Origin of the sequence: Asaia krungthepensis NRIC 0535 (genome assembly GCF_025995175.1) — a bacterium.
In the GTDB taxonomy this organism is placed as follows: Bacteria; Pseudomonadota; Alphaproteobacteria; order Acetobacterales; family Acetobacteraceae; genus Asaia; species Asaia krungthepensis.
Map to the genome: position 1 here is coordinate 14,480 of NZ_BAPV01000002.1, position 13,997 is coordinate 28,476.

General features: G+C 60.7%; 10 protein-coding genes. 6 read left to right on the top strand and 4 right to left on the bottom strand.

Annotated features, from left to right (window positions below; translation table 11 throughout):
- The first annotated feature begins 2 nt into the window (after positions 1-2).
- The 5 genes from AA0535_RS00795 to AA0535_RS00815 all read left to right on the top strand — a co-directional run bounded on the left by AA0535_RS00795 (position 3) and on the right by AA0535_RS00815 (position 7,992).
- Positions 3-1,511 carry a glycosyltransferase family 2 protein gene (locus AA0535_RS00795; RefSeq protein ID WP_264813972.1) on the top strand — a complete coding sequence of 503 codons (1,509 nt, stop codon included), beginning with the start codon at positions 3-5 and terminating at the stop codon, positions 1,509-1,511.
- A gap of 171 nt (positions 1,512-1,682) precedes the next feature.
- On the top strand, positions 1,683-3,779 hold the full coding sequence (locus AA0535_RS00800) for an AsmA family protein (RefSeq protein WP_264813973.1): 2,097 nt from the start codon (positions 1,683-1,685) through the stop codon (positions 3,777-3,779).
- Positions 3,780-3,844: 65 nt separating this feature from the next.
- Positions 3,845-5,086 carry an alkaline phosphatase family protein gene (locus tag AA0535_RS00805; RefSeq protein ID WP_264813975.1) on the top strand — a complete coding sequence of 414 codons (1,242 nt, stop codon included), beginning with the start codon at positions 3,845-3,847 and terminating at the stop codon, positions 5,084-5,086.
- A gap of 125 nt (positions 5,087-5,211) precedes the next feature.
- On the top strand, positions 5,212-6,570 hold the full coding sequence (locus AA0535_RS00810) for an NCS2 family permease (protein WP_264813976.1): 1,359 nt from the start codon (positions 5,212-5,214) through the stop codon (positions 6,568-6,570).
- A gap of 237 nt (positions 6,571-6,807) precedes the next feature.
- Complete coding sequence (locus AA0535_RS00815; RefSeq protein WP_264813977.1) at positions 6,808-7,992, top strand: M20 aminoacylase family protein; 1,185 nt, start codon at positions 6,808-6,810, stop codon at positions 7,990-7,992.
- A 419-nt stretch (positions 7,993-8,411) separates the two neighbouring features.
- On the opposite strand, the gene AA0535_RS00820 is transcribed toward AA0535_RS00815, so the two are convergent.
- From AA0535_RS00820 to hpnD, 4 genes are all read right to left on the bottom strand, one after another.
- Positions 8,412-9,053, bottom strand: a complete 642-nt coding sequence (locus AA0535_RS00820) for a nucleoside phosphorylase-I family protein (protein ID WP_264813978.1) — start codon at positions 9,051-9,053, stop codon at positions 8,412-8,414.
- A 1-nt stretch (position 9,054) separates the two neighbouring features.
- Complete coding sequence (gene shc / locus AA0535_RS00825; protein WP_264814101.1) at positions 9,055-10,977, bottom strand: squalene--hopene cyclase; 1,923 nt, start codon at positions 10,975-10,977, stop codon at positions 9,055-9,057.
- A 97-nt stretch (positions 10,978-11,074) separates the two neighbouring features.
- Complete coding sequence (gene hpnE / locus AA0535_RS00830; RefSeq protein WP_264813979.1) at positions 11,075-12,355, bottom strand: hydroxysqualene dehydroxylase HpnE; 1,281 nt, start codon at positions 12,353-12,355, stop codon at positions 11,075-11,077.
- A 3-nt stretch (positions 12,356-12,358) separates the two neighbouring features.
- Positions 12,359-13,228, bottom strand: coding sequence for a presqualene diphosphate synthase HpnD (gene hpnD / locus AA0535_RS00835; protein ID WP_264813980.1), 870 nt, complete (start codon positions 13,226-13,228; stop codon positions 12,359-12,361).
- A gap of 347 nt (positions 13,229-13,575) precedes the next feature.
- Between hpnD and AA0535_RS00840 the strand changes: the two genes are divergently transcribed.
- Positions 13,576-13,992, top strand: coding sequence for a cupin domain-containing protein (locus tag AA0535_RS00840; protein ID WP_264814102.1), 417 nt, complete (start codon positions 13,576-13,578; stop codon positions 13,990-13,992).
- Positions 13,993-13,997: the final 5 nt, after the last annotated feature.

Sequence of the window (13,997 nt, forward strand, 5' to 3'; positions counted from 1 at the left end):
TCATGGCTTCCACCGCCGCCATCCTCTTCATCCGCAACGATGCTGACGATATCGGCTGGTGGATCGCCTATCATCTGGCGGTAGGGTTCGACACGCTCATCATCTACGACGACGCGTCAACCGATGGCACATGGGAGGTCATCCAGACTGCCTCGGGACTTTTCCCTATCGAGGCCCATCGCGTGACGCCGGATGACCGGTCTTTCGCCGAACGCCGTTCCGCCTGTCTTTCACAGGCCATCGATCAGGCAAGCGGGCGCTTCGACTGGGTCATCTGCCTCGACAGCGACGAATATGTCTGCCCGCAAGATGCAGTTTCCGTCCCGGATTATCTTGACCGTTTCCCCAACGCTGACGGCATCACACTCAACTGGTCTATTTTCGGTTCGGCCGGGCATGTCAAGCGCACGCGTGAGGCCCCTCTCTCCGCCTATACGCAGCGTGCGCCACTCAATTTTGCCGATCATGCCCTGGGCAAGACATTCATCCGACCCTCGGCCTATACGGGTCATGCCATCGATACCATCCACTGGGCGCTCGACCCACACCGCCATGTCCATGCCGATGGTACCGTGTTCGACCCGTCGCGCCCCCCGAACTGGGAGGGTGCGCGCCTTCTGCATTACGTGACGCGCAACCTCACCCGCTATACCAGTCGCCTTGCATCCTGCTCACCGGGGCAGAAGGCACCCGATCTCTGGTCTCATTTCAACCGCAATGATGAGACCGATCATGGAGCATCACGCTTCCTCCCTGCCACACGTGACTACGCAGCAAGGCTGTGGCGTGCCGGGCTCGAAACGCTTTACTGGCGGCTGCGCAAGGATATTACGGCACAGAGCCTGAGTTTCCTGCCCGATTCCGCTCTCACGGTCAGAGCCCATCGCAGTCTCACCTCACCACCCGAATTGCTTCTTGCGCAGCCCGGTACGCCGGATGGCCGGATCCTGGTTTGCGATCTGAGCACGGGCACGCTCGCCGTTGTCCCACCCGAGTCCCAGTCCGAAAAGCAGGAGCCTGTCTGGCTCGTTGTCGAGACTCACGATTCTGGCTCCACCTCCCCAGAGGCTTCGAGCAGCGGCTTCCTGATGCTGCCTGAAACGCGAGGCGCTGCCCCGGCACTGGGCGTCACCCTGACCCATTGGCTTCCTGTACGCGTCACGGGTGCGCTCACAACGGAGACGCACGCTCTCGTCGGAATCAGCCTTTTGCCCGAAGAGAAACCAATCGGTCTGATCGAGACGGAAACCGTCGGGATTATCGATGATAGCACGCCGGCTTTCTGCGCCCGCTTCCGTGCAGCAGATCCCGTCCTGCTGGCCAGATTACGCGCTTATCTTGCTCTGCGCGGGCAGGGTGAAACCCTTCATGATTTCTGCGTCGGCATGGATCTCCTGCGCCATCCGGAGCCGGACGCCATGGGCTGCGCCATGATGCATCTCGACAGCGCAGCGCGAGCCGTACTGGAAACACGTTATGCGGGCCTGGTCCCGCCATGGCTGTACGCCTGACACGACAACCGCAGTCACCCCCTGCCGAAGAGGCAAGGAACTCCTTTCTCGCAACATCGTAATCTTACGACACCGCCCACCGGGCACGGTCGCAGCGCGAGCACAGTATCGCGGTGTGATCCGCCTGAGGTGAGCACACGAGGATGACGTTCAAGCAGAAAGGCAAGACACGTGGCAGAAACCGGCAATCCCCAGACCAGGCCGCCACGGCGTCCCATAAGGCGAACCCTCGGCATCGTCTCCGGTGCTCTCGCGGGCCTGCTGATCCTGCTCATCATCCTCTGGAACTGGGACTGGTTTGTCCCTCTCGTGGATCGCCGCGCCAGTACCGCGCTTCATCGCCCTGTCACCATCGCCCATCTGCATGTGCGGCTGGGTCTGACAACCACAGTCTCTGTCGATGATCTCAGGATTCAGCAGCCAGACGGCTTCAAATCCGAGAAGGAGCTTTTCGCCAGCGCCAAAAAAGCAACCGTCTCGGTCAATGTGTGGCATTACATCACACATAAAGGCCTCGAGATCCCGCTGATTGCCCTCGATACACCCAAGGGTGACATTGTTGCCCTCGCCAATGGCCGGAATAACTACAGCTTCACAGATCCGAACGCCAAACCCGCCTCCACCACCCAGAGCAACGCCTCGACCTTCCCCCGCATCGGCACGGTAACGATCACTGATGGCGATATTCGCGTAGCGCTCGCCAAGCTCAAGACGGACATGCATGTGCTCTTGCACACCACCCCTGCAAAGGGTGACCAGGATGGCACGATCGTCATTGATCTGAAGGGACGATACGCTCAGGCTCCGATAAGCGGCCATATTGTCGGCGGCTCTCTCCTGACCCTGACCAACTCAGCGCGTCCTTATCCGATCGACGCCCGGCTCGAGAACGGTCCTACCTACGTGACGCTGCGCGGCTCGGTGGACGATCCGCTTCATTTCAAGGGTACGAAGCTCATCCTGCATTTTGCCGGGCCGGACATGTCCCTGCTTTACGCATTGACGGGCATTCCCATTCCGCAGACGCCGTCCTACAGCATCTCGGGGAATCTGGATTACACAGCTGCCCATATACGCTTCAGCGATTTTGCGGGCAAAATGGGTTCGTCCGATATCGGCGGCACGATCTCCGTCGATCCCCAGACGAAGCCGATCAATGTCGACGCCACTCTGCATTCCCATAATGTCGACCTGAAGGATCTTGGCGGCTTTATCGGTGCCAAGCCGGGTCATGAAGAGAGCAAGAAATCCGCCACGAGCGACCGCATATTGCCGTCGACCCCCATCAACGTACCCAAGCTGAATGCGGTCAACGCTCATCTGGTCTACAAGGGCGAGCATATCGAAAACAAGGATATGCCTCTCGACAATATCCTTGCCGATATTGCCGTGCAGGATGGCGCCATCGCCATCAACAAGCTGAATTTTGCTGTCGGGAACGGAACGCTTGCCCTCTCCGGCGCTCTCGACCCGGTAGCAAACGGCCAGTTCAAGACGCATTTCAAGGTCGATGTGTCTCGCCTCTCGATCCAGCGTCTGATGAAGGCGACCGCCACATTCAAGGGTGAGGGCACGCTGGGCGGTCACATTACCCTGGCAGCTACCGGCAATTCCATCGCCTCGCTTCTCGGCAATGGCGATGGTGGCGTGACACTGGTGGTCGATCACGGCGGCGACGTGTCGGCTCTTCTGCCCGATCTTATGGGGCTGAAGGTCGGCAGTGCCATCCTGTCAGCACTCGGCATTCCACAGCGATCCGACCTCAAATGCTTTATTGCCGATATGCCGCTTCGTCAGGGCATTCTCAGCACAAATTCGCTCCTGCTCATGACCAATAACACCCGTACTCTCGGTGGCGGAACCGTCAACCTGCGCAGCGAGACGCTTGATTATCATGTGACGACACGATCGACCTCGTTCAATGTCCTTTCCTTCCCGGGTCAGGTAAACATTTCCGGCCATCTGAAGAGCCCGACAGTCATGCCCGGCGCAGAAATCATCGGGCGTGCCGCCGCTACGGCCGGGCTGGCCATCGCATTCCCCCCGGCTGCGCTTCTCCCCACGATCCAGTTCGGAGTAGGACAGGGAAGCGCCTGTGAAGACGCGCTGGGGAAGGCCAATAGCGACCCGGCAGCGGGCATCAAGCCGGGTGCCACAACCGGAAGTGGCCCCGCTGCCGTCCAGCCGAATGCCCCACCGCCTTCTGCAAAGAAACTCAGCCGCAAACAGATCCACTCTGTGTGGAAGGAGCGTCTGAAGCAGAACTGACCGATACGTCAAACGACCCGCTCAAGACGATTGATCGGAACGCGCCATCCTGCCAGTCTGGACGGATGGCGCGCATCTCTCTCCTGTTGACCTTGTTCCTGTGTCTGGCTGGCTGCGAAACTGCCCCGCCTGTTTCCCGACCGGAGATCGCCGCCGGGTTACCGCCTGTCATTCTGGTATCGATCAACGGGTTCCGCCCCGATTATCTGCATCGTGGCGACACGCCCATGCTGGATGCCCTCACCGAACACGGCGTGTCGGCGCCCATGCGGCCATCATTTCCTTCGCTGACGTTCCCCAATCACTACACGCTTGTAACCGGTCTCAGGCCTGATCATCACGGCATCATCGGAAACACCATGATCGACCCCGATATCCCGGGGGAAACATTCAGTGTGAGCAAGAGAACCGGCATCGACGACCCGCGCTGGTGGGATAACGGCACACCTTCCTGGGTCACTGCACAGATGCACGGGCTCATGAGTGCGTCGCTTTACTGGCCTGGTTCGGATGTCCCGATCCTCAATACGCGCCCCGATATCTGGTATCACTTCGATGGCAAGAATCCGCCCGATGACCGGGCGGGAACGATCCTTTCATGGTTTGATCGTGCGCCCGACAAACGCCCGGCGCTTTCACTTCTTTATTTTGATGGCGTCGACCATGCCGGTCACGTTGATGGCCCGTTCTCCCCTGAAACCCGATCCGCCATCAGGCAGGTCGATCATGCGATCGGCGTTCTGGTCTCGGGCCTCGAGCAACGCCACATCGCTGCCAACCTGATTATCGTTTCCGATCACGGTATGGCCGCGCTGAGTCCCCAGCGCGTGATTCCCCTGACCAGCCTTGCCCCTGCCAATGCCATGACCATCGTCACCTCGGGTCCTTATGCCGGGATCAATGCGGTATCCGGTCATGAGCGGGAACTCGCGCGGGCTCTGTCAGCCCCCCATGACCATGTCACCTGCTGGCCCAAGGCCCATATTCCCGAGCGCCTGCATTACGGAAGCAATCCCCGCGTCCCGGCATGGCTTTGCCTTGCGGAGATCGGCTGGACCCTCACGCGCGACCCCCATGACCATGTCTCGAAAGGCGGACACGGCTTCGACAATGCCGCCCCTGACATGTTGGCGAGCTTCATCGCATCGGGACCGGCCTTCCAGACGCACAAGACCTTGCCCACCATCGATAATGTCGATGTCTACCCGCTGGTCATGATGCTGCTGGGTCTGCTTCCCGAGAATAATGACGGTTCGCTCACCCCCCTCCAGGGCGGCCTGCGCGACACCTATCGCGCCATTCAGTAACGCCTCCGCCCATCCGCGGTGACCGGCAGGCTTCCGGCGCTCGCATCCCGACATAGCCCTTGTCGTCAACGCCCTTTCCTCCCTAGAAGGGCGCCACGCCATTCCCCTGCCAGGAGCCCGCCTTCGTGTCTTCCTCTCCAATCGCCTCCTGGCTGGACCGCCGTTTCACCATCGGACAGAGAGGCTCGACCGTTCAGCGCGAAATTCTCGCTGGCCTGACCACATTCGGCGCGATGGCCTATATCATGGCGGTCAATCCGAAGATCATGGCCAGCGCCGGGCTCGCGACACATGACATGATCATGACCACAATCGCCGCTGCCATATGCGGCACGCTGCTCATGGCGCTTTTTGCCAACATGCCCATCGCGCTGGCTCCCGCCATGAGCAGCAACGCGATCTTTGCCCAGATCGTGGTCAGGCAGATGCATGTGGATGTGCGTACGGCTTTCACGATCGTCCTGCTCGGCGGCGTGGCATTCACTGCCCTCTCCGTCACGAAACTCCGGCACAAGATCATCCAGGCTTTCCCTGAACCGATCGTCCTCGGCATTCAGGTTGCCATCGGCATCTTCATCGCCCGGATAGGCATGGTGACCGGCAATCTGGCTGTCACCACGCCGAACGGCTTCCAGTTCGGATCGCTGAGCGACCCCTCGGTGCAGCTCACCCTGTTCGGAATCTTCCTCGCCGGGGCCCTCATGGCGCTCCGTGTTCCGGCCGGTATGCTGATCACGATCCTGACCGTGACCGTCGTCAGCCTGTTCGTGCACAAGGATGGCCATGCTCTGGCCAGCCTGCCCCAGCAGCCGGTCGAACTGCCAAGCTATCCGACGCATCTCCTCTTCCCCTTCAACTTCGCCGATTTCTTCTCGCATCTCGAACTGCTTCTGCCGATCACGCTGTACTTCCTCATCAGCGATTTCTTCGATGCCACCGGGACAATGTACAGCGTCGCCAATCGTGCCCGCCTGACAAAACCGGATGGGACGACACTGCTCGGTCGCGCCGCCTTCGCCGCTGACGGATCGGCAAGCATTATCGGGGCCTCATTGGGAACGAGCACGGTTTCGGCCTATGTCGAGAGTCTGGTGGGGGTCGAGGCCGGAGGCCGAACGGGGCTGACGGCGCTGGTCGTCGCTCTGCTGTTTGCGGCATCGTCCTTCCTGTGGCCCCTCATTGTCATGATTCCGTCAGAGGCAACGGCTCCTGTCCTGATTCTGGTAGGGCTTTCCATGCTCTCAGCGCTCGGGCAGGCAGCGAACCACTCCCAGGAAGCCCTTCTGACGCCAGCCTTCATGCTGCTTATTGCCGTCCTGACCGGCAATTTCATGATCAGCCTTGCTCTTGGACTTCTGTTCTATTCCCTGCTGCTGCTCGTCACACGGCAGTTCGTCCGCCTGACTCCGATGGTGCTTGGCCTCGATGCCGTTTTCCTTTTCTACCTCGTTCTCGTGGCCCGGACCGGTCTGGGTCAGGGGTGAGCCAACCCCACCACTGCCCGGGGCCCCTCTGATGACAGGCGTACAAGCGAGCCGGCGTTTCATCCTGAATCGTCTGAAGCCCCAGTTATAGGAGAACGGCTCCAGCAGTCACGACCTCTGTCCTCTCGTAATGATGTGATGGGGAACTGCGGTAACTCACTCCGTTCGTCAGTCGTTGACTCGGTCAAGCAGGATACCCCCGCCCGGGTCCCTGCATGAACGAAGAAGGCTTACGCAATGTCCTCCCTCCTCGCTGACCTCGCTCCACTTCGCGACGAATTCGTCGCGCTGCGCCACGATCTGCACACCCATCCCGAACTCGGCTTCGAGGAAAAACGCACAAGCGCCATCGTGGCGCAAAAGCTGGAGAGCTGGGGTTACACGGTCGACCGTGGTTTCGCAGGGACCGGTCTCGTTGCCACGCTGCGTCTCGGCACCGGTACGAAAACAATCGGGCTCCGCGCCGAGATGGATGCCCTGCCGATTCTCGAGACATCCAATGTGCCATGGCAGAGTGCCCACAAGGGAACATCCCATATGTGCGGGCATGATGGACACACAACGATGCTGCTCTGCGCTGCCAGATATCTGGCAAGCTCCCGGAGTTTCGACGGGACGCTTCATCTGATCTTCCAGCCTGCGGAAGAACTGCTCTGTGGCGGCAGCCACATGATCGATGACGGCGTTTTCGAAAAATATCCCTGCGACATCCTGTTTGCGCAGCACAATATGCCCGGCTATCCCGCAGGCAATTTCTATTTCCACAAACAGGCGGCCATGGCCTCCTCTGATACGGTGAAGATTACCGTCAACGGAACAGGGGGGCATGGGGCGTTTCCGCAGAAAGCGCGCGATCCGCTCCTGGCTTGCGCGCATCTGGTCACAGCACTGCAGAGCATCGTCTCACGCAATGTCGATCCTTTTGCTCCCGCCGTCGTCACGATCGGTGCGCTCACCTGCGGGACTGCGGCCAATGTCATCCCCTCACAGGGCGAAATGCTGCTCACTATCCGCACCATGACCGACACCGTGCGCGAACTCGTTCTTTCCCGCGTGACCGATATCGCCACCCTGACTGCAGAGTCCTTCGGCTGCGCGGCCCGGGTCGACCATCTGAATGGCAGTCCCGTGCTGGTCAACGATGCCGGGGCTATCGACATGGCCCGTTCGGTGGCTGCAGGCATTATGGGCGATGATCATTGCCATGACGGACCGGCCTTTATGGGGAGCGAGGATTTTGCCTTCATGCTGCAGGCTCATCCAAATGGCTGTTACTGGTTCATCGGCAACGGCACCGAAGGCTGCAATAGCGTTCCGCTCCATAATGGGGGGTTTGACTTCAACGATGCCAATATCCTGCCCGGTGCCGCGATGTTCGTCGGGCTGGTGCAGCGCTATCTGACTCCGGCACAAATCTCGTGACCGAAACGCCGCCCGAGCCGTCTCCGCCAAAAAGCAGTGCCTCACACCCGATACCTGACCTCGAGCCCACCGGCCCGGGGTTGGAAGTGCAAGGATTGAGGCAGGCAAGGCCGCGAAAAATCCTGCGCGTCAGAAAGCAGTGTGAGGGTAACGTGACGCGTAAAATGTTGCAGTTGAGTAATAATATTTTATCATTGCAGGAGAATTAATCGGTGCGATGGGCGGGTCGGCCTATTTTTCGACACAATATATTAGTTCATAATATGGGTGATACCGGGAGCGTGATGCAAAACTTCCCCGGTATCGCCCCTCCCCTTGCGATCATCCGGCACTGATACCGCGCGTGGATTTATCTGTCCCTCTGGAGCGACAGATGTGGTCTGAGCCCTGATCGGGTAAGCCGATGAAGCGATACCGCCTCAGTAGTCCTTGCTGATACCTGTCGTCAGAAAAGCCTTCATTGCTTTCTGCGCCGCAGCCGCATCGCGTCCCAGCGCCATCAGCGCCGGAATCTGGCCGGGCTGACGCATCAGGCTGGCAGCCAGCTTGAGCGGCGAGATACCGCCTCCTTTCAGCACATCACAGGCAGCAGGCGGCAGATCGCGGTGCGAGTCGTCGCACACAACCCGAAGCACCGCGAAAGGCAGCCCAGCGCGGGCAACGACCCCGCTCTCCATATCGACAGCCAGACAGCCCGTGCGGGCATGAAGGCTTGTTTTCTCTGCCGCTGTGGCGATCAGTTCGTCGCTATGCAGAAGCCCACCATGAAGCACGCCGGTCTGCCCCACGCCAAAGCGGCGAGACAATGCTCCGTCGGTCTTCGCTGACCTCCCGTCTACGAGCACCCATTGCGGAATGATCAGGGCTCCCGGCCTCAGGTCAGGAGCCAGACCCGCCGCGCATCCGAATGAGAGCAGCGCGGTCGCCCCTGCCGCCAGAAGCCGCTCGACGCCCTGGCGCGCGCCCTCTGCGGTCGCGCCGCTGATCGCGATGGGGGAGTCCGGACAATACGGCCTGATCAGCCGCGCCTCGGCTTTCAGACCGACCAGAATACCCAGCATGTCAGAAACCGTGCTCGACCCGTCCGGAATTGCTTAATCCGAGATTACGGAAGCGCGACAGGGCCATGAGGGGGAAGAACTGCTTGTAGCCATGGTAACGCAGATAAAAGACCTTGGGGAATCCGACAGCGTTGTAGGGCTGCTCCTCCCACTCGCCTTGGCCGTTCTGCTGCGCGACGAGATAGGACACGCCGCGCTTGACGGCCGGTGTCTCGCGACGCCCGACAGCCATCAGCCCCAACACAGCCCAGGCTGTCTGGGTTGGTAGGCTCTTGTCATACTCACCCGGTGTGGCCCCTTCGTAAGAGGCACAATCCTCGCCCCAGCCACCGTCTTCGCGCTGGACGCTCTCGAGCCATTCTACCGCACGCAGAACGGCAGGATCGTCATGCGGTACACCAGCGATATTGAAAGCGCAGAGGACCGACCAGGTACCGTAGATGTAGTTGGTGCCCCATCGACCGAACCAGCACCCTTCGGGTTCTTGCTCACGACGCAGATAGTCGAGGCCGCGCTCGATCACCGGGCGATCCTCGGGAAATCCCAGTTCGCATAGGAAGGACACGCAACGGGCCGACACATCGGCAGTGGGAGGGTCAAGCAGCGCGCCATGATCGGCAAACGGGATATGGTTCAGCGCATCGAGATCGTTATCGATATCAAACGCACCCCAGCCGCCATTCGTGCTCTGCATTCCCACGATCCACTCACGGGCACGGGAAATGGCTTCCTTGTTGCCGTCAGGGTCCTCGCGATTGAGCAGCATGCCCACAACGGCCGTATCATCGACATCGGGATAGTAGTCGTTTTCGTATTGGAAGGCCCAGCCGCCGGGACGCACATCCGGGCAGTTGATCGCCCAGTCTCCCTTCACGTTCAGGATCTGCCGTTTACGCAGCCAGTCCATGCTGCGCTGGAGCCTCTCTCGCGTTTCCTTCGGGCGAGTCGCATCCGGACCCGACGAAGCCTCAGCCATGGCGAGCCCGGAAAGACCCGTATCCCAGACTGGCGACACACAGGGCTGGCAATAGGTCTCATCGCCATTGGTGACGAGCAGGTCCTGAATGCCCTTCCAGGCCAGTTCTACGCGTGGATCGTTATCCGGCACACCCATACCGCGATACATCATCACGACATTGGCCATGGCGGGATAAATCGCTCCTAGCCCGCCTTCACCCAGACGAGGCTCGATGAAGTCGAGCGCCGCCTTGATAGCCTTCTTGCGCAAAGCTGCGGGGAAACGCGGTTCGATGGGGCGCAGCACCGTGTCGACCTTCTTGAACACATGGCCCCAGATCGATCGGTAGGGCCCGCGGATCCAGTCCTTCACCTCTTCAGGCGGGGTGACGAAGAGCTCCTGAATATGGATGTTGCGCGGATTGATGGCGCGCGGCTCAAGAGTCCGAAGAACCAGCATGGGTGCCACGACGCTGCGTGACCAGTAGGACATGTTCCACATCGAGAACAGGGCCGCCTTGGGCATCAACATCAGTTCGACCGGCATGACCGGCGTCGCGCGCCACGGAACCTCACCGAACAATGCCATCTGAATGCGGGTGAAGACATTGGCCCGCGCCGCACCGCCACGATCGAGAATGGCCTCGCGGGCGCGCTGCATATGCGGGGCGTCGATATCATCCCCGATTGCCTTCAGGGCGAAATACGCCTTCACGGAAGCGGAGAGATCGAATCCGCCATCGTGATAGAGCGCCCAGCCACCATGGGACCCCTGGGTACGACGCAGATAGACGCCGATACGCGCCTGCTTGGCGTCATCGATCCGGTCGAGATAATGCTCGAGCAGCACGTATTCCGCCGGGATGGTGGCATCGGCTTCAAGCTCGAATACCCAGTGTCCGTCGTCATTCTGCCTGTTGGACAGGGCGGCATGGGCTGAATCGATAGCCTGACGCACCTGGCCCATATCCGCCTCGGCCGGAATTTCGGCTTCGTGACGCTCCAGAACGTCGGAATAGATCAACATTGCCCGCCCTTGTCCTTTTCGCAGTTCGGTTTCGTTGTCAGAGGCCCAGAGCCCTGATGGCTTCTGAACCGGAACGGATCGCCCCTTCAATGGTCGAGGGGAAACCCGTCTGGGTCCAGTCCCCGGCCAGGGCCAGATTCTCCAGCGCTGTCCGGGCTTGCGGTCGCAGGCGATCCTGTGCCGGGGTCGCGGCAAAGGTCGCCCGTTTTTCACAGACCAGACGCACTGGCGGCACGGCAACCGGCAGGGTTTCGACCAGCACCGGCCCGACGGCCTGACGGATTTCCGACCAGATCTTCGCGATCAGCTCGTCATTATCGCGATCAGCATAGCGATTTGCCGCGCTGACAGTCACGGAAAGAATCTCGCCCTTGAGATACACCCATTCTGCTACCCCGCCCACGAGACCGACAAACCCGACCTTGCCGAGCATGCCACGTGCCTGAACCGGCCCGGGGAGGCGATAATGGACGTTGATGATGCTCTCATAGGCGTCGGGCGCTTCAAACCCTGGCAGATGAGCCTCCAGCACGCTCCGTGCCACTTGCGAAGGCGCCGCAAACACCACCTTGTCTTCCGGTCCGAGCGCGATCGTCTCATTGCCGATCCGCAGCCCGCGGACGCGCCCCTGGGCGACATCCACTCCCGACACACGCGTACCACAGCGCACCTCGCCCTGAAGCCGCGTGATATGCGCGATCGCTGGGTCCACGAAACTTTCCGAAAGACCCTCTGCCGGATACCAGGGACAGCAAGCCGTCCCGCCCAGAGCAAGTGTCTCGCGCATGATCGCGCCAAGGAGGGCAGCGCTCGCGGTCTCTACAGGGGTATTGAGAGCCGAAATCGCAAATGGCTCGAGCAATCTCTGGCTCAGCATGCCGTCGCCCAGATACTCGCTGACCGTATCCTCCGGACCTGCCTTCAGGATACGCCCGAGCATCGCCAGTTCCGACAGTTTCATCCCCGGGACACGGCGATTCCGGGCGAAAGCCCAGAAAGGCACACGCCCCTTCGAGAGCTTCAGCGTCCAGCCCAGATTGGCGGAGAGATCAAACCACGGAAAGAGCGGCGCGCCTGGCCCGGTCAGGGTTTTCTCCGCCCCGATCAGCCCCAGATACCGGAATGTCGCCTTGTTGGCCGAGAGCAGCAGGTGATTGCCGTTATCGATCCGTGCGCCCAGTGCCTTGTCGTAATAGGAGCGTGCGCGCCCGCCGCAGGCCGGGCCTGCCTCATAAATCGTGACACCGGCGCGGCCGATGACATCGACCGCTGCGGACAGCCCGGCGAGCCCACCGCCGATGATGTGAACATGCGTCATGGTTCAGCGATAATAGGCTAGCAGGGAACGCAGTACGCGCGCAGCCTTGCTGACCTTCACCGGGGTTTCGGGATGGCGCCAGCCGCGACGCAGCATCGCCGTGAGAACGGGCCTGTAGGAAGCCGCCATCATACGCGCCGGGCGCATGGCGACCGAATCGCATTTCTGCATGGCGCGGCGCGCCTCCCGGAAATGATCGGCGGCGCGCACCGCCAGAATGCGGGCCAGCGGGTCGAGACCGAGCGCATAAAGCGCTTCCTGTGGATCCAGCGGCACATTATAGCGCTGCAGCAATTCACGCGGCAGATACAGACGCCCCCGATCGGCATCCTCCTGCAGATCGCGCAGGATGTTGGTCAGTTGCAAAGCTCGACCCAGATGATACGCCACGCGATCGGCTTCTGCTGAGGAGTCACCGAAAACCCGCACAGAAAGACGCCCCACGGCAGAGGCTACGCGGTCACAATACAGATCGAGCATGGCCTCATCAGGTGCCACGATCGGACCGGCCGCATCCATTGCCATTCCGTCAATCACGGCGGCAAAATCTGCCTTGCGCAGGGAAAAACGCGTGATGGTGGCGACCAGAACCCGGTCAAGCGCATCCTGCGTCGTGCCCTCAAACAGTCGGTCGAGACGTTCATGCCACTCCTTGAGGGCAAGATCCCGGTCAGGGACCTGCACGTCGCCATCAGCAATGTCATCCACTTCCCTGCAGAACGCATAGACCGCATACATGCCATAGCGCCGCTCGGCAGGCAGGATCTTCATCCCTTTGGCAAAAGACGTTCCGGCACGGGTGACGATCGAGCGGACATGCTCAAGATCGGCCGAAGAACAGCCCAGCACCGCTTCCTGTTGAAACCCGCTCACCGCTTCATCCCTGTATCTTCCGGCGCAGCGCTGTGGCTGCGCGGCCCTGTGCCAGTCAGATTTGTCCGAGTACCGCATCGTTCCAGCGCGGCACCATCCAAGTGCAGGGCCTTTTACCTGCAAAAAATCAAACAGCAAAATCCGTCCCGGTCTGCCTGCGTTCCGTTCCCGATGCCTCTACCCACCGGAGATGGACCATGCGCCCCGTTCCCCCTCACGCCCTGATGCCAAAGCCCAGCCGTAAGGGGGCTCGAATGCTTCTCGCAGCACTGCCGCCCGGTCTCGCGCCCTGGTCGCCTCGCTTGGCGAGAACCGCAACACTCGTCGCGCTTTCTGCAGCGGCTCCCATGGGTCTCGTGCCCCTGACGTCCTCCGTTGCTCACGCCCAGCAAACGGCCTCAGCCCACGCCGACCATCTGCTCAAGGCCGACCGCTCCTGGAATGGCAAGCCCTATCTCAGTTACCCGCCCGGCCCTCCCACGCTGAGCATGATCCGCTTGACCATCCCGCCGCATACGGCTCTGCCATGGCACACTCATCCCGTCCCGAATGCCGGTTATGTTCTCGAAGGACAACTCACCATCCAGGACAAGGCTAGCGGCGCGAGCCACGTCTTCCATCAGGGTGAAGCTTTTGCCGAAAGTGTCGATGACGCCCATCGCGGAGTCTCGGGCAACACCCGCACGGTGCTCATTCTCACCTATGCGGGTGGCAATAATCTTCCGACCTCGATCCCCCTGAAAGGCGAAAAGAATGAATATTGAGGGAC